Raw genomic sequence first — 22,998 nt, forward strand, 5'->3', positions numbered from 1 at the left:
CGAGGATTCGCAGTCAGACCCGGGACCTGCCTTGAATGAAATGGAAGATCAGCACAACCACTGCAACAACCAGAAGTATGTGAATAAGGCCGCCGCCGATATTGGCGAGCAGGCCCAAAAGCCAGAGAACTGCGATGATGATGGCTATCCAAAGCAACATGGGACTCTCCTTGGTTTCGCTTGGCCGGGCACTGACCCGGCCTAACACCCACTCGGTATCGCGTGGTGATAATCACCATATTTCAGAAAATGGCTACTGGATACGGCGAAACACTAAGTAGGCTACATAAAATTTATGAGTCAAACCCGCCCGCTGATCACCCGGTCACGCCCGGCAAGAATGCCCATCACGGCGAGTACCGCCATGAGGCCCGCAGTGACAAGGAGCGGAAGCGTCCAGTCTCCGCTGACATCCCGAAGGCCGCCGAACATCACCGGCCCCGCCGCCGCGAGGGCGTAGCCAACGGACTGTGCCATGCCGGACAAAGACGCTGCCTGCGGGTAATTCACGGTCCGGAGGCTGAACAGCGACAGCGCAATGACAATGAGGCTGCCGCAGCCGATTGCCCCCAGCAGGACCCACAGCAGAATGAGGTCCGGCGCAATGGCCAGCCCGAGGAACGTGACGAACGTCAGGGCGCCGCTGACAAAGGACACGAGCCGCTGGTCCGAACCCCGGTGGAGGATTCCGCCTGCGGCGAGGCTGGCAAAGACGCTGATGAGCAGGAAGATGGACAGATGGATACCGGCAGTCGTGGCCGGGACGCCGCGGCTTTGTTCGATGGTGGGCAGCCACGCCATGAGGACGTAGAAGGCGATCGACTGCAGCCCCATGAAGGCTGTCACCTGCCAGCCCAGGGCTGACGCCCAGGGCGACCGGTAGGAGACCTCCTGCCGGGCGGCGTGCGCGGCGCCCGTCGTGTGCCGGCGCAGCCACGGCAAAAGCACCGCCATGGCAAGGAGGGCCAGTCCCACCCAGATTCCGAGGGCAAGCCGCCAACCTGCCGGGGACGTCTGCGCGACAGGGACGACGACGGCGGCCCCGATTGCGGCGAAGGCCGCCTGGGTGGCGGTGTAGCTGCCCGTGACCTGGCTGACCCGCATCGGGAAGTCCCGCTTAACGAGCGAGGGCACCAGGACGTTGAGAAAGGCAATGGCCAGGCCGATCAGTGCGGTGCCTGCCCAGATGAAGCCGGGCACCGGCAAGGAGCGGAGCACGATGCCCGCGGCGAGGAACAGCAGGGAAAGCCACAGTGCCCGGTCCAGTCCCAGGCGGGAAGCGAAGGCGGGCGCCACCGGCGAAAAGACTGCAAACGCAATGAGCGGCAGGCCTGTGAGGAACCCTGCTGCGGCGCCGGATAACTGCAGGTCGCTGCTGATGTTTGCGAGGACCGGTCCCACGCTGACAAAGGACACCCGAAGGTTGACTGCGATGAGCAGAAGGCCGATGAAGGCGAAACCGAACCTGACAGAGCGGTCCGACGCCTTCCTGGTTGCACCGGTCATCGTGCGTTTCTTCCATCCTTTGGGGGTAGGGCGCCCATTGCACCCGTCCGATTCCGCCCGGTCAGATCAAAGCAGATCAGGCTTTTCGATTTGCCGCCAACATACCGCAAGTCGTCCCGAACTCCCCGTTCCCCGGTGCCGGAGGCGGGGGAGCCCCGTGGCCACGCCTATGCTTTTCTCAGCACGCGCCACATCTGGGAGACACATGGATAACAAGACAGCGGTCCTGCTCGTAGCGGACCGGGAGCAGTGGCAGCGGCAGTTTGCGCGCTACGCCACGATCCGCAAACGCGGAAATGGTTGCATTGGATACCTGCTCGGCGGTCCGCTGGCAGTTACTGCCCTGTACTTAGCCGGGCGCGTCCTGCCGTTGATCCAGGGAGACATCGCGCCGGGCCATCCCCGCTATGCCGATTACCGCTCCGGAACGGACGCCGGGATCCTGGTCTTTGCTGTTTTCTTTGTCCTGTACTGCGTTGCGGGCTTCATCTTCGGCCGCTGGCTGCGCAAGACCCACCTCGCGCTGGGCTTCAACGCGGATGGCTCCTTCCGGGAGGTGCAGCAGGACGTGGCCCGCCACGGCACAACTCCTTAGGGGGAGAAGTTTCCGCCGGGTCAGGTCACTTCCGTCCAGTGGAAGGCGAGTGTATCCACGCCGCGGTGATGTGGACCACACTGGTCACTAAGAACCCCCGGCCACCCTGACGGTGCCGGGCGGAGCCAAGTCACCAGGAGTCAAGATGTCATCGTCGACAGAAACGGCTGGCCGCTGTCCCTTCCGGTACGGCGCCGAAGCCCCCGCCGGGCACCACGGCTACGAGCCGTTCCAGATGAAGGATCCCTTCACCGCCTACGCTGAACTGCGGGCAGAACAGCCTGTCATGTTCGATGAACGCGTTGGCCTGTACGTTGTTTCCCGCTACGACGACATCAAGGCCGTATTCGAAGACTGGGAAACCTTCTCCAGTGAAAACGCCCAGGCCCCCATCCGTGAACGCGGAGCCGCTGCCAGGAAGATCATGGAGGACGGCGGCTTCACCGCCTACTCGGGCCTCTCCGCGCGCCGTCCGCCGGAGCACACCCGCATCCGCGCCGTGGTCCAGAAAGCCTTCACGCCGCGCCGTTACAAGGCGCTGGAACCGTTCATCCGCGAAAACGTCGTCACACTCATCGAGAAGATGCTCGCCCGCCCCGAACGCCGCGGCGATCTCGTCAAGGACCTCGCCTACGACGTCCCCACCATCACCATCCTGACCCTTATCGGCGCGGACGTCTCCCAGGTTGACACTTTTAAGCGCTGGTCCGATTCCCGGGCCGCCATGACCTGGGGCGACCTGACCGATGAGGAACAGATCCCGCACGCCCACAACCTGGTGGAGTACTGGCAGGAATGCCTCCGCCTGGTCCGCGTGGCACACGAGCAGGGCGGCGACAACCTCACCGGCGACCTGGTCAAAGCGCAGCAGGAAGGCGCTGAAATCTCGGACCATGAGATCGCGTCCGTCCTTTACAGCCTGCTCTTCGCCGGCCACGAAACCACCACCACCCTGATCTCCAACGCCCTGCGTGAACTGCTGGCGCGCCCGGAGCAGTGGCAGCAGCTGGTGGCGGACCCCAAGAAGATCCCCGCCGCCATCGACGAGGTCCTCCGCTACGCGGGCTCCATCGTCGGCTGGCGCCGCAAGGCCCTGAAGGACACCGAAGTGGGCGGCGTCGCCATCCAGGAAGGCTCCCAGTTGCTGCTCCTGATGGGCTCGGCCAACCGGGACGAAAGCAAGTTCGAAGCCGGCGAGGACTTCGACATCACCCGCCGCAACGCCCGCGAGCACCTCTCGTTCGGCTTCGGCATCCACTACTGCCTGGGCAACATGCTCGCCAAGCTCCAGGCCAAGATCGCGCTTGAGGAAGTGGCCCGGCTTGCCCCGGACCTGCAGCTCGACAATCCGGACGGCATCCCCTTCCGCGAGAACCTCTCCTTCCGCGTCCCCGAGACCGTTCCTGTCAGTTGGAAGGCCTAACCACCATGCACAGCAATGAATACATCCAGTTTTTCGACGGCGGCATTGAGCCGAAACTCGAAAACCTCGGCGGCAAGGGCGCATCCCTGGTCACCATGACCTCGGCCGGCATGCCCGTCCCGCCCGGCTTCGTCGTCACCACCGCACAGTTCGATGCGTTTATGGACGAAGCCGGCATCACCGAGGAGACCCACCGGCTCCTTGCCGGCCTCGATCCCGAGGACATGGCCCAGGTGGACAAGGTATCCGCCACCATCCGCGAGGACATCTGCTCCCGGCCCGTCCCGCCGGCCATGCGTGAGCTGACCATCAGTGCCTACGAATCCCTGATGAACCGCTTCGACGCGCCCGTTCCGGTGGCAGTCCGTTCCAGCGCGACCGCCGAGGACCTGCCCGACGCTTCCTTCGCCGGGCAGCAGGACACCTACCTGTGGCTCGACGGCGTCAAGGCAGTCACCGAGCACATTCGCCAGTGCTGGGCCTCACTGTTCACCTCCCGGGCCATCATTTACCGGCTGAAGAACGACATCCCGAACGAGGGCCTGTCCATGGCCGTCGTCGTCCAGAAGATGGTCAACTCCCGGGTTTCCGGCGTCGCGATCACCATGGATCCCACCAACGGGGACCGCTCCAAGATCACCATCGATTCCTCCTACGGGGTGGGCGAAATGGTGGTCTCCGGCCAGGTCACGCCGGACAACATCGTGCTGGACAAGGTCACGCTCGCCGTCGTCACCGAACACCTCGGTGACAAGCACGCCGAGCTGGTTCCGGACACGGGCGCCAAGCGCCTCGTGGAACGCGAGGTCGACGACGAACGCCGCGGCCGCCGCAGCCTCACCGATGGGGAACTCACCGCCGTCGCGCAGATGGCCAAGCGCGCCGAGAAGCACTACAAGTGCCCGCAGGACATCGAATGGGCCCTCGACGCGGACCTCCCCGACGGCGAGAACCTGCTGCTGCTCCAGTCCCGCCCCGAGACCGTCCACTCCTCCAAGCCGGCACCGCAAACCGCCCCGCAGCCCGTGGTCTCCGGCGGCTACTTCAGCGGAATCAGCGCCGGCAGCCTCAAGCCGTCAGCCTAAACGCAGCAAAACAGCAAGGCTTCACCCACCCAGGCTCACTGCCGAGCCCTCCTGAAAGGACCGCCATGTCCCTGAAGTCCTTCCCCAAACCCTCCGAGCTCGCGGTTCCCGCCGGCGCCGAGGGCTGGGAAAAGATCTACCCCTATTACCTCGTGTTCCAGGACAAGCTGAAGGAGCAGGAGGACGCCAAATTCTGGTTCTGCGACAGCCAGCACTGGCCCACTGTCTACAAGCCCTTCGAAACCATCGGCGGCGAGTTCGCGGTCAAGTGCCTGGGCCAGTACAACGCCCGGCACCTGATGATCCCCAACGCCAACGGCATCGAGTTCCGCGTCCACCTCGGCTACCTCTACATGTCACCCATCCCGGTGCCGGAGGACCAGATCGCCGCCCGGGTGCCTTTGTTCGAAGAGCGCGTGGGCTACTACTTCCAGAACTGGGACCGGCTCCTGAGGGAATGGCACGTCAAGGTCAAGGGCACCATCGCGGAGATGGAAACCATCTCCTTCCCGAAGCTCCCGGACATCGTGCCCATGGAGGACATCACCTCCGGCAAGGGCAAGGACGGTTCCGAAAAGCTGCTGGAAAGCTATGACCGCCTCATCCAGCTGGCCTACCAGAACTGGCAGTACCACTTCGAGTTCCTGAACCTGGGCTACATCGCGTACCTGGACTTTTTCAACTTCTGCAAGCAGGTCTTCCCCAACGTCCCTGACCAGTCCATCGCCACCATGGTGCAGGGCGTGGACATGGAACTGTTCCGCCCGGATGACGAGCTGAAGGCCCTGGCGAAGCTTGCCGTGGAACTCGGGCTGCAGGCTCACTTCAACAACACGGACGACGTCGACGCCACCCTGGGTGCCATCGCTTCCGCTTCCGGCGGGGACCGCTGGATCGCCCAGTACGAAGCCGCCAAGGACCCGTGGTTCAACTTCACCGTGGGCAACGGCTTCTACGGCCACGACAAGTACTGGAACGAGCATCAGGAAATCCCGCTGGGCTACATCGCGGACTATATCCGCCGGGTGGACGAGGGCCAGGACATCATGCGCCCCGTCGAAGCCCTGATCGCCGAACGCGACCGCATCATCGAGGAATACCGGGACTTGCTCGAAGGCGAAAACCAGGCGCTCTTCGACGCCAAGCGCGGCCTCGCCGCCACCGCCTACCCCTACGTCGAAAACCACAACTTCTACATCGAGCACTGGACCATGGGCGTCTTCTGGCGCAAGATCCGCGAGCTCTCCCGCATGATGCACGCTGAGGGCTTCTGGACAGAACCGGACGATCTGCTCTACCTGGGCCGCAACGAGGTCCGCGATGCACTCTTTGACCTGGTCACGGGCTGGGGCGTCGGCGCCAAGCCCATCGGCCCCGACTACTGGCCGGAGGAAATCGAACGCCGCCGCGGCATCGTGGACGCGCTCAAGACCGCCCGTCCCGCGCCCGCCCTGAACACTCCGCCGGAAATCATCACCGAACCCTTCACCCGCATGCTCTGGGGCATCACCACCGAGCAGGTCCAGCAGTGGCTGGGTGCCGGCGAAGCGGTGGAAGGCGGCGGACTGCGCGGCATGGCCGCATCCCCCGGAGTGGTGGAAGGACTGGCCCGCGTGGTCACCGACGCGGACCAGCTCTCCGAGGTCCAGCAGGGCGAGATCCTGGTGGCCACCGTGACCGCACCGTCCTGGGGACCGATCTTCGGCAAGATCAAGGCCACGGTCACCGACATCGGCGGCATGATGAGCCACGCCGCCATCGTCTGCCGGGAGTACGGCCTGCCGGCCGTGACCGGGACGGGCTCGGCCTCCACCACCATCAAGACCGGGCAGCGGCTGCGCGTCGACGGGACGAAGGGCACCGTCCAGATCCTCGACGCCGAGGACGACCTGCTGGTCACCGGCCCCGGCGCCCACAGCCACAGCCATGTCTGATCTCAATATGCCTCATCCGGAATATGCCGAGCCGGGCATGGACGCGGAGTCGGGACGCACTGTGCTGATCACCGGTGCCGCTGGCGGGCTGGGCCGGGCGTTCGCGCTCGGCTTCGCCGGCCGGGGGTACCGCGTGGCGGTGGCGGACATCAACCTCGAAGGTGCCGAACAGACGGCCAAGCTCGTCCGCGAACTGGGCGCGGAAGCGGCGGCATTCGCCGCGGACGTCACCGGCGTGGACTCCACGGAGAACCTCGCGAAAAGCTGCGCGGACTTCGGCAACGGAAGCATCGACGTCGTGATCAACAACGCCGCGGTGTACGCCACGGTGACCCGCACCCGGTTCGAGGACATTGATCCGGCCGAATGGGACCTGGTGATGAACGTCAACCTCAAGGGCCCCTGGCTCATGACCCGTGCCGCGAGCCCCTACCTGCCCGAAGGCGGGCGCGTCATCAACCTCTCCAGTGCCACGATCTTCAGCGGCTCCGAACAATGGCTGCACTACGTCGCCTCCAAGGGCGGCGTAGTGGCCCTGACCCGGGTCATGGCCAAGGAACTGGGCCGCCGGGGGATCACGGTCAACGCGATCGCCCCCGGCTTCACCCTCACCGAGGCCAGCTACGGACTGATGGAAAACGCCGAAAACTACGGCGTGGACCGCGGCGCCATCAAACGGGCCAGCCAGCCGGAGGACATTGTGGGAGCTGCGCTGTTCCTCGCCGGGCCGGACAGTTCGTACTACACCGGCCAGACCATGGTGGTGGACGGCGGCCGGCAGTTCATCTGACGCTGCCTGGCTGACCGTCCACTCCACCCCAACCAACTTCAACCCCCAAGGAGGACCAATGCCAACGGTTCACTTCACCGATGCAGAAGGCGCTGTCCGCGACGTCGAAGGCAACGTGGGCGACTCGGTCATGGAAACCGCGGTGCGCAACGGCGTTCCCGGCATCGTGGCCGAGTGCGGCGGCTCGCTGTCCTGCGCCACCTGCCACGTCTTTGTCCGGGAAGACTGCGTTTCGCAGCTTCCGCCCATGGAGGACATGGAGGATGAGATGCTTTACGGCACCGCCGTGGACCGCGAGGACAACTCCCGGCTCTCCTGCCAGCTGCGCCTCACCGAGGAGCTCGAACTATTCGTCACCACCCCGGAAACCCAGGTGTAGCCGTGGGTGCGCAAGCAGTTGAACAGGCGGCAGAGGCCCCCGGCCAGGTCCCCACGCGGACCGGGCTCCTGATCATCGGTGCGAGCCAGTCGGGCGTCCAGCTCGCGGTCTCGCTCCGGGCCCTGGGTTTTGACGAACACATCACGCTTCTCGGCGACGAGGACCACCGCCCCTACCAGCGGCCGGCGCTGTCCAAGGAGTTCCTGCAGGGCACGGTGGAGAGCGAATCCCTCATTTTCCGCTCCAACGACTACTGGGCCGAGCACAACGTGGAGCTGGTCAAAGGCGAATTCATTGTCCGGATCGACAAGGAGCCGGATGGTTCCGGGGTGGCGCACGCCTCCTCCGGCCGGGAATTCCCCTTCAAACGGCTGGCCCTTACCGTGGGTGCCCGCGCCCGGAAGCTGGACATCGAGGGCGGGGACCTGGACGGGGTGCTCTACCTGCGCAACGCCGACGACGCCCTGGCGCTGAAGGCCCGGGTAGGCGATGCCACGGATGTGGTGGTGATCGGCGGCGGGTTCATCGGGCTCGAGGCCGCATCAAGCCTGCAGAAAATGGGGAAGAACGTCACCGTGCTCGAATTCGGGCCGCGGCTGGTGGGCCGGGCCGTGGGGGAGGAGACGGCCGAGTATTTCCTGCAGGCGCACCGCGCCCGGGGTTTGGACATCCGCCTTAACACTAGTGCGGCGCGCTTTCTGCCAACCACCGCCGCAGGCAAGGAACAGACGTCAGTTGCCGCCGTCGAGCTTCAGGACGGCACGGTACTGCCGGCGCAGATTGTGCTGGTCGGCATCGGCGTCATCCCCAACACCCAGCTGGCCGAACAGCTTGGCCTGGCCGTGGACAATGGCGTGGTGGTGGACCGCTTCGCGCTGGCCTCGGACGGCACCACCGTGGCCGTGGGGGACGTGGCCAACATGCCCAACCCGGTTCCCGGCTCGGAGCCCGGGGAGCGGATCCGGCTGGAAAGCGTCAACAACGCCATCGAGCATGCCAAAGTGGCCGCCTACTCGCTCACCGGCCGGCGCGAGGAATACGCCGGCATCCCGTGGTTCTGGTCCAACCAGGCGGACCTCAAGCTGCAGATCGCGGGCCTGTGCAACGGCTATGACCAGACGGTGATCCGGCGCGATGAGGAACGCGGAAAATTCAGCGTCCTCTACTACCGCCAGGGCCGGATCATCGCCGCGGACTGCGTCAATGCCCCGCTGGATTTTATGGCCGTGAAGAACGCGCTGGCGAAGGGCCGGAACATCCCGGCGGACGCTGCGGCGGATCCCGCCACCCAACTTAAGACCATCACCACGGACAGCTGACTGCCTTAGACAGTAGGTTGGCCCACCCGAAGGAGCATTATGAGCACCCCCAAGACTCCGGTCGCCGCGGTGGACCCCGCCCCAGGCGCGGATATCGGCGCCGTTACCGCCACGGAACCCGCGGACGCACTGGGCGACGCGTTCGCCGCTGAGTACAGCATCCGCCCCATCCCGGCGCCGGGCCCGGTGGACACCGCGCCCATCAGCACCACGCCGGCAGCCGTTGAGGAGCTGGACGCGCTGTGGAAGGCCGTGGTCCACGAGACACGGACCCGCGGCAATGACATTCACCTGCCCATTTCGCTGGCTTTCGCCGAGCGCCTGTGCCGGGCCTACCCGGACGCCGACGCTGACCTGGTGCGGGTAGCCACGCTGCTGCATGACACCGGCTGGGCGCACGTTGACGAATCCAGGATCATCTCGGAAGGGTTTGCCGGGGACTGGCGCAAAGCGGCCATCCGCTTTGAACATGAGCTCCAGGGCTGCAACGTGGCGCGCCGGGTGCTGCCCGGGCTGGGCTATTCGGCGGAGTTCGTGGAACGGGTCTGCGAGATCATCGACGGGCACGACACCCGGCCCGTGGCCCGCTCGCTGGAGGATGCCCTGATGCGCGACGCCGACCGGCTGTGGCGTTTTGACCAGGCCGGAATCGCACTGGCTTCGTCGTGGTTCGGCATGGACCCGGCCACGTACACCGACCGGCTGGCCACCGAGATTGTGCCCGAGCTCATCACCCAGGCCGCGGCGGACATGGCCGAGGCCGACCTGAGCCGCTCCAACGCCCTGCTCAAGACGGCGGTGATCCGATGACCTCCACCACGCACTCTCCGTCGCTGGCCGCACGGGCCGAACTCTCGCTGCCGCACACGCACGTGGACACCATCTTCGTCGACGGCGCCTGGCAGCCGTCGCACGGAAAGGGCCGGAACCCGGTGACCGACCCCGCCACAGGCGAAGTCTGGGGCTCGGTGCCGGACGGAACTCCGGAGGACGTGGATGCCGCCGTCGGCTCTGCCCGGCGCGCGTTTTCCAGCACCGACAGCGGGGCGTGGCCCCGGCTGACCCCGTCCGAGCGGGCCGCGTACCTGCTCCGGATTGCCGACGAAGTGGAGAAGCGGGCTGAGGAGCTGTCCCTGACCAACTCACGCGAAAACGGCTCACCCGTGGCCGAATCCGCCGGTGCGGCGGCCAACGCGGCCGGCATCTTCCGCTATTTCGCCACCCTCGCCGAGTACCTCGAACGGGAAGACGTCCGCCCGTTCCCGCGCGGCGGCGGCGAGTCCGTGGTGCGGCGCGAACCGCTTGGAGTCTGCGCGCTGATCGCGCCGTGGAACTTCCCCATCAACCTCGTGATCATCAAGCTGGCACCCGCACTGCTCGCCGGCTGCACCGTGGTGATCAAACCGGCGTCGCCCACGCCGCTGTCCATCCGCGTGATCATCGACGCCGTGGCCGCGGCAGGTGTCCCGGCCGGCGTCGTGAACCTGGTGACGGGTTCCGGCCGGCTGGGGGACGTGCTGGTCAAGCACCCGGGCGTGGCCAAGGTAGCCTTCACGGGTTCGACGCCGGTGGGCCGCAAAATCGCCGCGGCCTGCGGCGAGCTGCTGCGCCCGGTCACCCTCGAGCTGGGCGGAAAGTCCAGCGCCATTGTGCTGCCCGACGCCGACCTGGATGCCATGTCCAAAGTGTTGATCAAGTCTTCCATGCGCAACACCGGGCAGACCTGCTACATCTCCACCCGGATCCTTGCGCCCGTCAGTCGCTACGACGAGGTGGTGGACATGGTCACCGCCACCATCGCCGCCGGGAAGCAGGGCGACCCGCTGGAGCCGGACACGGTCTTTGGCCCGTGCGCCACGGAGTCGCAGTACCGGACCGTGCTGGAGTACGTGGAGTCGGGGCTGGCCGAAGGCGCCCGGGCCACCACCGGCGGGCGGGCTGCATCGTTGGCCGGCGGACTGGAGAACGGCTACTTCGTGGAGCCCACCGTGTTCGCGGACGTCACCCCGGACATGCGGATCGCCCGCGAGGAGATCTTCGGGCCGGTGATCACCATCCTGAAATACGAAACCGTTGACGAAGCGGTGGCCCTGGCCAACAACACCGAGTTCGGCCTGGGCGGCCTGGTGTTTGGGGCCGATCCCGAGGCCGCGCTCGCGGTGGCTGACCGCATGGACACGGGTTCGGTGGGCCTGAACTTCTTCGCCTCCAACCACGCCGCACCGTTCGGCGGCCGGCACGATTCCGGCCTCGGCACGGAGTACGGGATCGAGGGGCTGAACGCCTACCTGAGCTACAAGTCGATCCACCGGAAGGTGTAGGGCCGGCCGCCGGGGTGCCGGAAGCCCGGCATCTGGAAAGCCTCCCGGGACCGAAGGCGAAAACGACGGCGGCCGCCAAGCGAACGCCGTCGTTCGCTGTTTACGGGGCGGAAGACGCCGTGTTGTAGGCCTGCTGGATCACTGAACCCCAGTACGGGCCGTACATCGTGGTGGACTTGCTGCCGTAGCCGTAGCTGTTGATCGAGTTCTGGTAGCCGCCGGAGCCGGTGCCGATGAACCACGGACCGCCGGAGGAGCCGCCGGTCATGTTGCAGGGAATGCCCTGGGTGTTGAACTGCGGGTTGTACGTATCGTTGGTGGCCGTGCCGGAACAGCTCTTCAGGGACTCACCGTTGAACGGCGAGGCTGCCGGGTATCCGAATGCTTTGTAAGCGAGGCCGCGGGCGGCGTTAAAGCTGACGCCGGAGGCCCCCACGACGTCGGCAAGGTTGCGGCCGTTGAGCTGGCTCATCACGGCAAAACCGGTGTCATACTGCATGCTGCCTGACGAGCTCCACTGGGTGGGGGCATAAAGCGCCTTGGCAGTCCATTTCCCGTAGGGTGCTGAACCGTTGAGGTAGGCGGGGACAAACGTGAACTTTGTGGCGAAGGCTCCGGGGCCTTCATTAACGCAGTGGCCGGCGGTGGAGACGGTGTTCCGGTTGGTGGATGCCACCGAGTTGGCCGAACAGACGTAGTTGGTTCCGCCCAGGGTGAAGAAGACCTTGCCGATGTGGGACACGGGATTTTCGCTGGCGTTGGCCTTCTGCTGGAGCTGCGGGGCGGAGCCGTCGATCTTGCTCTCGGCCCCCTTTGCCTGCGCCGGCAGTTCTGCCTTCCGGGCCTTCTGCCGGTCCATGGCCTTCTTCGCCAGGACGTCGCCCGGTATCGCCGCGCGCATGCGTTCGGCCGTCCAGTAGTCGGCTCCGGTGGAATCGGTGACGGCTGCGCTGCTCACGCCGGCAGCGTCCTTGTCCGATGTCGGTGCAGGTGCCGCTGTGGCTTGCCCTGCCGAGCAAAGGGCGAACAGTGCTGCTGTTGTAAGGCTGATGAGGCTTGTGGCCAGAGTCCTGGTTGATGTCATAGCTGTCCTCGATAGGTTCGGTGAGGCGGACCTTGGTGTGGGTTCGCTGGGGATGAACCTATCCCGGTATGACAAAACTGTAAATAACTATCTATATCCTGTTAATCAATAAACGGGGAACGTAATTGGCTGGCGGCCCCGCCGGCTGCAAGGTGCTCCCCGCTGCCGCGGAGCACATATCCGGGCCCGCGGTGGCAGAATGCGTTTATGACCAACGACGCTCTTCGGCCTGTCTACTTCCTTTCGGACAGTACCGGCATCACCGCCGAAACCCTCGGCAATACGCTGCTGACCCAGTTTCCGGCGAACAACTTTGACCGCATCACGGTCCCCTTCATCACCACGGTGGACCAGGCCAGGTCCGTGGTGGGCACCATTGACCGCCTGGCCGCCACCGGCCCGCGGCCCATCGTTTTTTCGACGGCCGTCAGCGGCGATATCCGCCAGACTCTCGCCACCTGCCAGGGGATCGTCGTTGATCTCATCGGAACCCATGTGGGGCAGCTGGAGCAGGCCCTCGGCTCTCCGGCCAGCGCCGTGCCCGGGCGGGCCCATGGCCTGGGGAACGCCGAGCGGTACCAGTCGCGGATGGCCGCCGTCGAGTACGCCATGGAGCACGACGACGGCCAGAGCCTGCGGGCGCTGGAGAAGGCGCAGGTCATCCTGGTGGCGCCGTCACGCTGCGGAAAAACCCCCACCACGATGTACCTGGCGCTGCAGCACGGCATCTTCGCAGCGAACTTCCCCCTGGTGGACGAGGACTTCCAGCGGGAAGGGCTGCCCAAGCCGCTGCGGCCTTTTGTTGAGAAGTGTTTCGGGCTGTCCTCCAACCCGCTGCGGCTAAGTCAGATCCGGACGGAACGGCGGCGCGGGTCATCCTACGCGTCGCTGCGGCAGTGCGGCTTTGAGCTGCGCAGTGCCGAGCAGTTGTACGTCTCGCACCGGATTCCGTACCTGAACTCAGCGTCGGTGTCGGTCGAGGAAATGGCCGCCACCATCCTGCAGCGCATGAACCTCAAGCATTAGGGAAAATTTTCACAAACTGAGTGTGGCAGACATCATGTTGGAAACAGGGCCCCGGACCTGTCACTGTAGACAGGATTCGCGCCCACCGAACGGCTACAGCCCGCGACCGGGGCGGCACCACCGCATGCCATCATCTGCAAAGGAGCAGCAACCATGACTACAGACATCCTGTGGTTCTCAGAACTCGGCCTCAAAGACCTGGACAAGGTGGGCGGCAAGAACGCCTCCCTCGGCGAGATGGTGCAGAACCTCACGTCTGCCGGCGTCCAGGTCCCGGACGGCTTCGCGACCACCGCCGACGCCTACCGCAGCTTCCTCGCAGACTCCGGCCTGGACCAGCGCATCGCGGACCGCATGCTGGGCCTGGACACCGATGACGTGACGGCCCTCGCCGCGGCCGGCCAGGAAATCCGGACCATGATGCGTGAGACGCCCTTCCTGCCGGACTTTGAAGCGCAGATCCGCGACTCCTACCAGCAGTTGGTGGACAAGCACGGCGGGTCCGAGGACCTGTCCTGGGCGGTCCGCTCGAGTGCGACCGCGGAAGACCTGCCGGACGCCTCCTTCGCGGGGCAGCAGGAGACCTTCCTGAACGTCCGCGGCATCGACAACATCCTGCTCGCCATCAAGGATGTCTTCGCCTCCCTCTATAACGACCGGGCCATCGCCTACCGTGTGCACCACAAGTTCGAGCACGCCGATGTTGCGCTGTCGGCGGGCGTCCAGCGCATGGTGCGCTCCGACGTCGGGGCTTCCGGCGTCATGTTCACCATGGACACCGAATCCGGGTTCCAGGACGCCGTGTTCGTCACCTCCTCCTACGGCCTCGGCGAGGCCGTGGTCCAGGGTGCCGTGAACCCCGACGAGTTCTACGTGTACAAGCCCGCACTGCAGGCCGGCCGTCCCGCCATCCTCAAGCGGGGACTGGGCGAGAAGGCCCTCCAGATGACCTACACGAACAGCCAGGAGATCGGCCGGACCATCGACTTCGTCCCGGTTGAGGCTTCGCTCCGGAACCGTTTCAGCCTGACGGACGACGACGTCGAGCAGCTCGCGCGCCATGCCGTCGCCATTGAAAACCATTACGGCCGTCCCATGGACATCGAGTGGGGCAAGGACGGGATCGACGGCGGGCTGTACATCCTGCAGGCCCGCCCGGAGACCGTGCAGTCCCGCCGTGCCGCGGGCAGCCTGAGCCGCTTCCGCCTCAACGGCACCAGCCGGGTGCTTGCCGAAGGCCGCGCCATCGGCCAGCGCATCGGCGCCGGCAGCGTCCGCATCCTGACCTCGATCGACCAGATGGCCGCGTTCAAGACCGGCGACGTCCTGGTTGCGGACATGACCGATCCTGACTGGGAACCGATCATGAAGCGCGCCTCCGCCATCGTCACGAACCGCGGCGGACGCACGTGCCACGCGGCCATCATCGCCCGCGAACTGGGGATTCCCGCCGTCGTCGGCACCGGGGACGCCACCCAGGCGCTCTCCGACGGCATGGACGTGACGGTCACCTGCGCCGACGGTGAGGCCGGCCTGATCTACGAAGGGCTCCTGGACTTCACGGTCGAGGAAACCGCGGTCACCCAGCTGCCCGAAGCCCCGGTCAAGGTCATGATGAACGTCGGCACCCCGGAGCAGGCGTTCACTTTTGCGCAGCTGCCCAACCATGGCGTGGGCCTGGCGCGGCTGGAATTCATCATCAACCGCCAGATCGGCATCCACCCCAAGGCGCTGCTGAACCTGGACGACCAGCCGGCGGAGGTGGCCGCGGAAATCCGCGAACGGATCGCCGCGTACGCCAACCCGCGCGAGTACTACATCAAGCGCCTGGCCGAGGGTGTGGCCACCATCGCCGCGGCCTTCGCGCCGAATCCGGTGATTGTGCGCATGTCCGACTTCAAGTCCAACGAGTACGCCAACCTCATCGGCGGGCCCGCTTACGAGCCGCACGAAGAGAACCCGATGCTTGGCTTCCGCGGCGCGTCGCGCTACCTGGACCCGTCCTTCCGCGACTGCTTCGACCTCGAATGCGAAGCACTGTCCTTTGTCCGCAACGAGATGGGCCTGACCAACGTCAAGCTGATGATCCCGTTCGTCCGCACCCTGGACGAGGCCCGCGGTGTCATTGACCTGCTGGCGGAGAACGGCCTCAGGCGCGGCGAGAACGGCCTCGAAGTCATCATGATGTGCGAGATCCCGTCCAACGCGCTGCTCGCCGATGAGTTCCTGGACTACTTCGACGGCTTCTCCATCGGCTCCAACGACATGACCCAGCTGTCCCTCGGCCTGGACCGGGATTCGGCCACGGTCGCCGCCGGTTTCGACGAGCGCGACCCGGCCGTCAAGAAGCTCCTCAGCATGGCCATCAAAGCCTGCAAGGAGCGCGGCAAATACGTGGGCATCTGCGGCCAGGGCCCCAGCGACCACGCGGACTTCGCCGAATGGCTCGTCGGGGAAGGCATTGATTCCGTCTCCCTGAACCCGGACACCGTGGTGGACACCTGGCTCCGCCTCGCCGGCGGGGGTGTTGGCGCCGGGGTTGGCGCCGGCGCGTCAGCGAACTGACCTAACGTCACTGAAAAGGGCGTGGCCGGCGGATATCGCCGGCCGCGCCCTTTTTGCACCTCCGAGCTGATCAGCGGAACGCGGGCACGCCGGTCAGCTTGTTGCCCAGAATGAGGGTGTGGACTTCGTCGGTGCCCTCGTAGGTGCGCACGGATTCGAGGTTATTGGCGTGGCGCAGGGGTGAGTAGTCCAGGGTGATGCCGTTGCCGCCGAGGATGGTGCGGGCCTCGCGGCAGATTTTGATGGCCTCGCGGCAGTTGTTGAGTTTGCCCACCGAGATCGCCTCGATCTGGAGGCGGCCGGCGTCCTTGAGCCGGCCCAGGTGCAGCGCAAGCAGGAAGCCCTTGTTGATTTCCAGTGCCATGTCCACCAGCTTCTGCTGGGTCAGCTGGTATCCGGCCAGCGGTTTGTCGAACTGCATGCGCCCCTTGGAATAGTCCAGGGCTGCCTCGAACGCGTCACGCGCGGCGCCCATCGCACCCCAGATAATGCCGTAGCGTGCTTCGTTGAGGCAGGAGAACGGGCCCTTAAGCCCGACGACGTTGGGCAGCACCGCGGATCCGGGCAGGCGCACGTCGGTCAGTTCAATGTCGCACTGGATGGAAGCGCGCATGGACAGCTTCGGTTCGATCGGCGTCGCGGTGAAGCCGGCGGTGGAGGTGGGGACCACAAACCCGCGGACACCCTCGTCGGTCTGGGCCCAAATCACGGCGACCTGGGCGACGGAGGCCAAACCGATCCAGCGCTTGGTGCCGTTGAGGACCCAGTCGCTGCCGTCGCGGCGGGCGTAGGTGGTCATGCTGCCCGGGTCCGAGCCGGCGCTGGGTTCGGTCAGGCCGAAGCAGCCGATGGCCTCGCCTGCGGCCATGGCCGGCAGCCACTCCTGCTTCTGTTCCTCGGAGCCGTGCTTGTGGATCGCGCTCATCGCCAGGGAACCCTGGACCGAGACGAACGTCCGCAGCCCGGAGTCGCCGGCTTCGAGTTCCGCACCGGCAAGGCCGTATTCGACGGCGGACCGGCCGGCGCAGCCGTAGCCTTTCAGGTGCATGCCGAGTACGCCCAGCCTGGCCAGTTCGGGCACGATCTCCAGCGGGAAAACGGCTTTCTCATACCAGCCGGCGATGTTCGGCTTGATTTCACTGTCCACAAAGGCCCGCACGGAATCCCGCAGGGCCACCTCGTCCGCCGTGAGCAGGGAATCAAAGTCAATGAGGTCGCTGACATCAGACATGGGTGGGGCCTTTCATGGTGCTGGTGGGTCACTACGCCGGTGGCAGCGGCAGGGGGACGTATTCCTGTAGGCCATTCTTACGCGGTGCAGAGGAGGGCGCACGTTAAGAAAACGTAAAGGATTCTTCCGTATCGGACCAAAACGCGGAGTCGCGTTATCCCGCGGGATAACCTTTTCCAAGGTGCTGTCCCGGCCCGGTTTCCCCCAATACCTCGCCGGGAGGGCACCCGCAAAACCCCCGTCAGGCATAGCCATTGGCGGGGGTTTCTGCCTGCGGCGTCCGAGCCGGAACTTAAGCTCCAGGCCGTTCAGCCGTGCGTCGCCGCCGCCGTCCGTTCCACCGCCGCCAGTATCGCCTGTCCCAGCTCAGCAGGCTTGGTGAACTGCGGCCAGTGACCGGTGGGAAGGTCCACATACTCGACGTCGCGGATGCGGGCCAGCTCCGTGGTGAGGGGGTGTCCGGCGTCGATCCACTCAGTGAGGAGCGACGACGGAAACTGGCATGTGATCACAGTCGCCGGTACGTCGTAGCGCCGAACGTCATGCAGGCGCTGCTTGCCGTACGCCACGCCCTTGGGCTCAGGGACGGCCCGCGCCCTGAACTGCCGGCGCAGGTCATCCGTGAGGTCCACCAGGTCAGCATCCTCAAAGCCGTCCCATGGCGGCAGCGGCACGTCGTCCCCCGTGGCGGGCAGTTCATTGTTGATGACGCCGCCCTCACCAAGCGGCCCGCTGTCCACAAAAATGTTCCGGGCAACGCGGTCAGGCCGGGCGTCCGCCACCCCGTGGATCACCGCGCCGCCGCCGGAGTGCCCCACCAGGACCACCTTGCCCTCGAGACCGTCCACGACGTCCACGACGGCGGCGATGTGGTCTTTCAGGGTAATGCCGGCGCGCCGGGCGTCCACGGATTCAAGGCCGGGCAGTGTCAGCGGGTGCGTGGTGTGCCCTGCAGCCTCCAGCGGAGGCGTCACCTCCTCCCACGATGACGCGTCCAACCAGAATCCGGGTACCAGGATGATGTCCATGACGGAACCCTACTCCGGGGTGCCGACATAGAGGAGACCGGTTGAGTCACCAGGTGCGGTGGTGCACCTTGTACTCGTGCCGGTGCCCGTTGTGATCCCACCATCCGTACCGGTCATGCCGGCAACCGTCATGGCCCGTCCACGACCCGTTGTGGTCGTCGTCGGCCCGCCAATTGCCGTTGTCGTCCCGCCAACCCGATCCGTCGCCCCACTCGTGCCAGCGGTCCTCTTGGTCAAACCAGCCGTGCTGGGTGTCGTGCCTGGTGTGGTCCCGGATGTTGTGCCTGTTCTGGTACGAAGCCTGGTTCCAGGAAGTGGTGGAGGAGCTTACGGCTGCGCTCGCAGGAAGGGCGCTGCCTCCCAGCCCGATAGCAGCAGTCGCGGTCGCCGAGGCGATGACGCGAAGTGCTTTATTCATGTGCATATATCCTTTGCAGAAGTCCCCGGCTTCCCCGTCCTGAATTCACAGACTGCCCGGCATCCCATGAGTGGAGGCCCCGGGAAGTCGCTGAACGCGTGGAGGAGAGGCGTCGGACGATGTGTGTGGAATTTCTTCTGGTGATTGCCTCGCCGGTTTTCCGGGCGGGCAATGGATCCGGTTCTTCAGGACCCGCGTTACTCCGGGGAAGGTTGCCCCGGGCACTTATTAATTCCACGCCCGCGACCACGCCCCAAGTAGGGACTTATGCCTCTACTCCGGCTTGCGGTTTGGCCGTATGGTTCCTGCACCTTTAGGTCCGTTCCTACAGCGCCTTCCGCTTCATCACCGGAAACCCCTCACCGGCGAGGTTGCTTCCTGAGCTGCGGATTGTTCACATGAGGCGCGGGACTGCGTTGACAACATGAAAGGACCGGTTCAATGCGACTCAGCCATATTCCTCTCCGCCTGACCACCGGTGCGTTTATTTTCAATGCGGGGTGGGGAAAACGCCACCTCGACGAGGACGCCGCCGCCCAGCTGCAGGGCATGGCCACCACCGTGATCCCGCCCATGGGCAGGCTCGATCCTGCAAAGTTCGGGAAGTTGCTCAGCTATGCGGAAATGACGCTGGGTGCGGCGCTCCTGATGCCTTTTGTGCCCAGCCGTTTGGCCGGCCTCGGGCTGGGAACCTTTTCCGGGTGCCTGGTCACCCTGTACCTGAAGACGCCGGGCATGACCCTGGAAGACGGCATCCGGCCCAGCCAGCAGGGCACAGCGCTGGCCAAGGACATCTGGATGCTCGGCATTGCTGCGTCCCTTATCCTGGACCGCAAACGGCCGGCCAAGGCGATCGCGGCCCTTATGTAAGCACCGCGGTCCGGAGGGAGAGCATGCATTTTGCCTTTGTTTGCCTGCCGGCCGCGGGGCATGTAAATCCCACTCTGCCGGTGGTGGCCGAGCTCGTCCGCCGTGGCCACCGGGTCACGTATGCAGCGGCCGCCGGGTATGCACAGGCTGTTGAATCCGCCGGCGCCACCTTCTTTGAGAGCGGCGAGGACTTCGCCGCGAAGCTTCCCCGGCGCAACCGATCGGCCGACGCCGAAGGGTCGCCCCGGCTGGGCCTGCTGGCGGGGCTCGGATCCGGCCTGCTGGAACGGCTGTTGGAGCGGGCCAGGGTGGAGTTCCCGGCCCTGCTGGCCCGGTTGACGAGTGACCCGCCAGACGCGGTGTGCTATGACGCCATGACCGTGGCGGGGAAGATGGCCGCCCTGAAGCTCGGGCTGCCGGACATCGCCCTGCTGCCCACCTATGCCACCAACGAACACTTCCCGCTGCGGGAACTGATGCCGGCCCGTCCACCGGCGGAGATGCTCGAAGCGTGGAACCACGCCCGCCGGCTCATCAGTGACTTCGCTGCCGAACAGGGCCTGAGCAATTTCACTTTCATGGAGGGGCCGCCGGCCGCGTTGAACATCTGCTTCATTCCCCGGGAATTCCAGCCCGCGGGTGAAACCTTCGGCGCCAGCTTCCACTTTGTGGGACCGACCCCCGCCCGGCGGCCCTCCGGGGAACCGTGGCAGCCGCGCGTGGAGGCCGGGCCCCTGGTCTTCATTTCGCTGGGAACAACCCCTTTGAACGACCGCCCGGACTTCTTCCGGATGTGTGTGCAAGCATTCGCCGGCACGCCATGGCAGGTGGCCATGGCCATCGGTGACCGCATCGGGGTGCCCGAGTTGGGCCCGGTGCCGGACAACGTTGAGGTGCGTCCGTACTTCCCGCAAATCGATGTCCTGCGCCACACGGAGGTATTCCTCTCGCACACGGGGATGAACTCCACCATGGAGGCGCTGTATTTCGAGGTCCCGGTTGTGGCCTTTCCGCTGCAGCCCGAACAGGAAGCCAATGCCCGCCGCCTGGAGGAACTGGGACTTGGACGCCGCCTCCCTGCGGCAGCGCTCTCACCCCACGTGATCCGCACTGTCGTTGCCGAGGTGGGCGGCGACCAGGAAATCCGGCGCAACCTGGCGGCCATGGGCCAGCGCATCCGGTCAGCCGGGGGCGCCAAAGCAGCGGTTGATGCCATCGAAGCATTTATGGCTGAACGGTGAAACCCCGCCACTGGAACCGGACCCGGAACCGGAACTCCAACTAAACGCCCGAGTGGTGGACGTCCGGCCGCACCGGCGCCGTCAGCCCGCCGTCGCGCATGACCGCCACGGCGTCGGTCAGCGGGACGAACTCCGTGTCGTGCGTGACCATCACGGTGGCCACCTGGAACTCGTCCGTGACCTGGCGGAGCAGCCCCACGATCGACGCGCTGCGCTCATGGTCCAGCGCCGCCGTCGGCTCATCCACCAGCAGCACCTTGGGGCCGCCCATCAGCGCCCGCGCGATGTTCACCCGCTGCCTCTGGCCGCCCGAAAGCTGGTGCGGCCGTTTCTCCGCGGACCCGTCCAGTCCCACGAGGCCGAGCAGCTCACGCGCCCGCGACCGTGCGGCCTTCAGCGGCATCCCGCGCAGGTGGTGGCCGATCATCAACTGCTCGACGGCGGTGAGGGAGGGCAGGAGGTTGGGCTGCTGGAAGATGATGCCCACTTTCTCCCGGCGCAGCGCGGTGAGTTCGGCATCCCGGCGGTCTGTGGTCGAAACCCCGTCGATCACCACGTTCCCGCTGGTGGGGCGGACCAGTGTGGCCGCCACCGCCAGGAGACTGGACTTGCCCGAGCCGGACGGCCCCACCAGGGAGACCATCTGCCCGGCCCCCACACTCAGGCTGACGCCGTCCAAGGCCTTGACGGTGCCGCCTCCGTCCGGGTATTCGAGGGTGACGTTGTCCAGGGCCAGCGGGCGGGCAGTGCGGTCAGCCGAGCCGGAGACGGGGGTAATTGACGGTGAGGGGAGTGACATAGCGAAGAACCTTTCGGGAGGAGCGGGAAGGAGCGGGGGTATTTCAGTTGCCGCCGAGGGCGATCAGCGGGTCCACCGTGGTGACCCGCCGCACCGCGAGTGCGGCGCCGGCCAGTCCGAGCACCACGATGCCCAGCACGGGCAGCAGCGTGGTGGCGGGAGTGACGAGGAACGGGGCGGCCTGGGCGGCTGCGAATCCGCCGAGTATGCCCACCGCCCCGCCGAGCCCCGCCCCGGCCAGCAGGACGATGGCAGCCTGGGTGATGGCGTCCCGCAGCACGTATCCGCCGGACGCCCCCATGGCCTTGAGCACGGCGATGTCCCGGGTCCGCTGGACTGTCCACACGGTCAGGAATGCCACGATCACCAGCGCGGAAATGCCGTACAGGAACGCCTGCATCAGCATCAGGGACCCGTTCTCGCTCTTGAACGAACCGAGCGCCTGGAACGAACCGGTGCGGCTGGCGGTGACGGTGCCAGCCATCGCATTGGCAGCTGCCTCGTCCACCACCGCCCCGGACTTGTACGTGACCGCCACGACGGTGGCCACGGGCGGATTCGCCGGGGCACTGCCCCCCGCAGCCGCGGCACTGCCGTCCGCAGCCGCGGCACCCGGAGCGCTGCCGCGGACCGGCGAGATGTGTGCCACCTCAGCCCAGGTGGGCAGCGCCGTCCACACCACTCCGGTGTGCGAATACCACTGGTCATCCACAACGGCGGTGACAGTCAGTCCGGTGCCGCCTACCGTGGCGGTGTCGCCGACGTCGAGAGACAGGTCCGCCGCAACGGTGGAGCCGATCACAAGTGTCCCGGTCCGCACCGGGGCGGGCGCCAGCTGCCCGTCCGGCGCAACGCCGAACACCGCCACGTTGGTGGTGCCGCCGTCGCCGGCCTGGATCCGCGACTGGCTGATGCCCAGGGCCTCGGCCCGGGCCACGCCGGGCGCGTGCTGCCAGCTGTCCACCTGCGCGGCGGTCACCTCGCTCTCGGTGAAGGACGCCGTGGGCTCGTTACTGCCCGGGGCGCCGAAGGCGATGCTGTCCACCGGCCGGGACCCTCCGCCGGGAGCGCCACCGGCCGCGCTCCCGGACCCCAGCTTTCCGATCGCGGAGGTGGACTGGTCCCCGAGACCGGCGGTGAGGCCGGACAAGAGCACCAGCAGCAGCGTCACCAGGGCCACCACGCCGCCCATCAGGGCGAACCGGCCCTTGGCGAAGCGGATGTCACGAATAGCGAGAAACACGTTGTACTTCCTTCGATTGAGAGTGGATTTCCTTCTCAATCCACTCTCCCGCCCGCCGGCTCAGCCCACATCGGGCAGGTGGTTGATCACCGGGGGACAAAGGGTTGAGCGGCCGGTCAACCTTTTGATTGATCCGCCCAC

21 protein-coding genes are annotated in these 22,998 nt (G+C 66.0%); 13 read left to right on the forward strand and 8 right to left on the reverse strand.

All coding sequences use genetic code 11. The annotated features are described in order from the left end of the window. Positions 1–13 precede the first annotated feature (13 nt). On the reverse strand, positions 14–160 hold the full coding sequence (locus SBP01_RS00735; RefSeq protein ID WP_275215908.1) for a lmo0937 family membrane protein: 147 nt from the start codon (positions 158–160) through the stop codon (positions 14–16). A 140-nt stretch (positions 161–300) separates the two neighbouring features. Next, complete coding sequence (locus SBP01_RS00740; protein ID WP_275215909.1) at positions 301–1,506, reverse strand: MFS transporter; 1,206 nt, start codon at positions 1,504–1,506, stop codon at positions 301–303. A gap of 205 nt (positions 1,507–1,711) precedes the next feature. Here SBP01_RS00740 and SBP01_RS00745 point away from each other — a divergent pair, with 205 nt between their 5' ends. From SBP01_RS00745 to SBP01_RS00785, 9 genes are all read left to right on the forward strand, one after another. Continuing rightward, positions 1,712–2,101: a hypothetical protein gene (locus tag SBP01_RS00745; protein ID WP_320537145.1), complete on the forward strand. Its 390-nt coding sequence runs from the start codon at positions 1,712–1,714 to the stop codon at positions 2,099–2,101. 145 nt (positions 2,102–2,246) lie between these two features. Next, a complete protein-coding gene (locus tag SBP01_RS00750) occupies positions 2,247–3,524 on the forward strand; it encodes a cytochrome P450 (RefSeq protein WP_320537146.1) in 1,278 nt (425 codons plus the stop codon). Positions 3,525–3,529: 5 nt separating this feature from the next. Further along, the gene (locus SBP01_RS00755; RefSeq protein ID WP_320537147.1) at positions 3,530–4,609 is read left to right on the forward strand and encodes a PEP/pyruvate-binding domain-containing protein; all 1,080 of its coding nucleotides are present in this window, start codon (positions 3,530–3,532) and stop codon (positions 4,607–4,609) included. Positions 4,610–4,674: 65 nt separating this feature from the next. After that, positions 4,675–6,543: a PEP-utilizing enzyme gene (locus SBP01_RS00760; protein WP_320537148.1), complete on the forward strand. Its 1,869-nt coding sequence runs from the start codon at positions 4,675–4,677 to the stop codon at positions 6,541–6,543. Continuing rightward, positions 6,536–7,333 (forward strand): SDR family NAD(P)-dependent oxidoreductase, encoded by a 798-nt coding sequence (locus SBP01_RS00765; protein ID WP_320537149.1) that lies wholly within the window; start codon positions 6,536–6,538, stop codon positions 7,331–7,333. Before SBP01_RS00760 ends, SBP01_RS00765 begins: the two co-directional genes overlap by 8 nt. A gap of 58 nt (positions 7,334–7,391) precedes the next feature. Then, the gene (locus tag SBP01_RS00770; protein ID WP_275215915.1) at positions 7,392–7,712 is read left to right on the forward strand and encodes a 2Fe-2S iron-sulfur cluster-binding protein; all 321 of its coding nucleotides are present in this window, start codon (positions 7,392–7,394) and stop codon (positions 7,710–7,712) included. Between the two features lie 2 nt (positions 7,713–7,714). Further along, positions 7,715–9,031, forward strand: a complete 1,317-nt coding sequence (locus tag SBP01_RS00775; RefSeq protein WP_275215916.1) for an NAD(P)/FAD-dependent oxidoreductase — start codon at positions 7,715–7,717, stop codon at positions 9,029–9,031. Between the two features lie 39 nt (positions 9,032–9,070). Further along, on the forward strand, positions 9,071–9,841 hold the full coding sequence (locus tag SBP01_RS00780) for an HD domain-containing protein (protein WP_320537150.1): 771 nt from the start codon (positions 9,071–9,073) through the stop codon (positions 9,839–9,841). After that, on the forward strand, positions 9,838–11,352 hold the full coding sequence (locus tag SBP01_RS00785) for an aldehyde dehydrogenase family protein (protein WP_320537151.1): 1,515 nt from the start codon (positions 9,838–9,840) through the stop codon (positions 11,350–11,352). Before SBP01_RS00780 ends, SBP01_RS00785 begins: the two co-directional genes overlap by 4 nt. Positions 11,353–11,452: 100 nt before the next feature. Here the strand turns inward: SBP01_RS00785 and SBP01_RS00790 are convergent, their stop codons facing one another. After that, a complete protein-coding gene (locus SBP01_RS00790) occupies positions 11,453–12,436 on the reverse strand; it encodes a hypothetical protein (RefSeq protein ID WP_320537152.1) in 984 nt (327 codons plus the stop codon). A gap of 207 nt (positions 12,437–12,643) precedes the next feature. On the opposite strand from SBP01_RS00790, the gene SBP01_RS00795 reads away from it, so the two are divergent. Both SBP01_RS00795 and ppsA read left to right on the forward strand, forming a co-directional pair. Next, positions 12,644–13,462 carry a pyruvate, water dikinase regulatory protein gene (locus tag SBP01_RS00795; protein ID WP_320537153.1) on the forward strand — a complete coding sequence of 273 codons (819 nt, stop codon included), beginning with the start codon at positions 12,644–12,646 and terminating at the stop codon, positions 13,460–13,462. Between the two features lie 153 nt (positions 13,463–13,615). Beyond that, complete coding sequence (gene ppsA, locus SBP01_RS00800; RefSeq protein ID WP_320537154.1) at positions 13,616–16,027, forward strand: phosphoenolpyruvate synthase; 2,412 nt, start codon at positions 13,616–13,618, stop codon at positions 16,025–16,027. Between the two features lie 70 nt (positions 16,028–16,097). On the opposite strand, the gene SBP01_RS00805 is transcribed toward ppsA, so the two are convergent. The 3 genes from SBP01_RS00805 to SBP01_RS00815 form a co-directional block, all read right to left on the reverse strand. Continuing rightward, positions 16,098–17,258 (reverse strand): acyl-CoA dehydrogenase family protein, encoded by a 1,161-nt coding sequence (locus tag SBP01_RS00805; RefSeq protein WP_320537155.1) that lies wholly within the window; start codon positions 17,256–17,258, stop codon positions 16,098–16,100. 308 nt (positions 17,259–17,566) lie between these two features. Beyond that, entirely contained in the window at positions 17,567–18,286 is a 720-nt protein-coding gene (locus SBP01_RS00810; RefSeq protein ID WP_320537157.1) for an alpha/beta fold hydrolase, read from the reverse strand. A 46-nt stretch (positions 18,287–18,332) separates the two neighbouring features. Next, positions 18,333–18,704 carry a hypothetical protein gene (locus tag SBP01_RS00815; RefSeq protein WP_275215928.1) on the reverse strand — a complete coding sequence of 124 codons (372 nt, stop codon included), beginning with the start codon at positions 18,702–18,704 and terminating at the stop codon, positions 18,333–18,335. Positions 18,705–19,145: 441 nt separating this feature from the next. Between SBP01_RS00815 and SBP01_RS00820 the strand changes: the two genes are divergently transcribed. Both SBP01_RS00820 and SBP01_RS00825 read left to right on the forward strand, forming a co-directional pair. After that, complete coding sequence (locus SBP01_RS00820; protein ID WP_320537158.1) at positions 19,146–19,574, forward strand: hypothetical protein; 429 nt, start codon at positions 19,146–19,148, stop codon at positions 19,572–19,574. 23 nt (positions 19,575–19,597) lie between these two features. Further along, positions 19,598–20,815 carry a macrolide family glycosyltransferase gene (locus tag SBP01_RS00825; protein WP_320537159.1) on the forward strand — a complete coding sequence of 406 codons (1,218 nt, stop codon included), beginning with the start codon at positions 19,598–19,600 and terminating at the stop codon, positions 20,813–20,815. Between the two features lie 40 nt (positions 20,816–20,855). Here SBP01_RS00825 and SBP01_RS00830 read toward each other — a convergent pair whose 3' ends face one another. Together SBP01_RS00830 and SBP01_RS00835 are read right to left on the reverse strand one after the other, a co-directional pair. Next, complete coding sequence (locus tag SBP01_RS00830; RefSeq protein ID WP_320537160.1) at positions 20,856–21,614, reverse strand: ABC transporter ATP-binding protein; 759 nt, start codon at positions 21,612–21,614, stop codon at positions 20,856–20,858. Positions 21,615–21,657: 43 nt separating this feature from the next. Next, positions 21,658–22,857: an ABC transporter permease gene (locus SBP01_RS00835; protein ID WP_320537161.1), complete on the reverse strand. Its 1,200-nt coding sequence runs from the start codon at positions 22,855–22,857 to the stop codon at positions 21,658–21,660. Between the last annotated feature and the right edge of the window lie 141 nt (positions 22,858–22,998).

This window comes from Pseudarthrobacter sp. IC2-21, from assembly GCF_034048115.1.
GTDB classification, from domain to species: domain Bacteria; phylum Actinomycetota; class Actinomycetes; order Actinomycetales; family Micrococcaceae; genus Arthrobacter; species Arthrobacter naphthalenicus.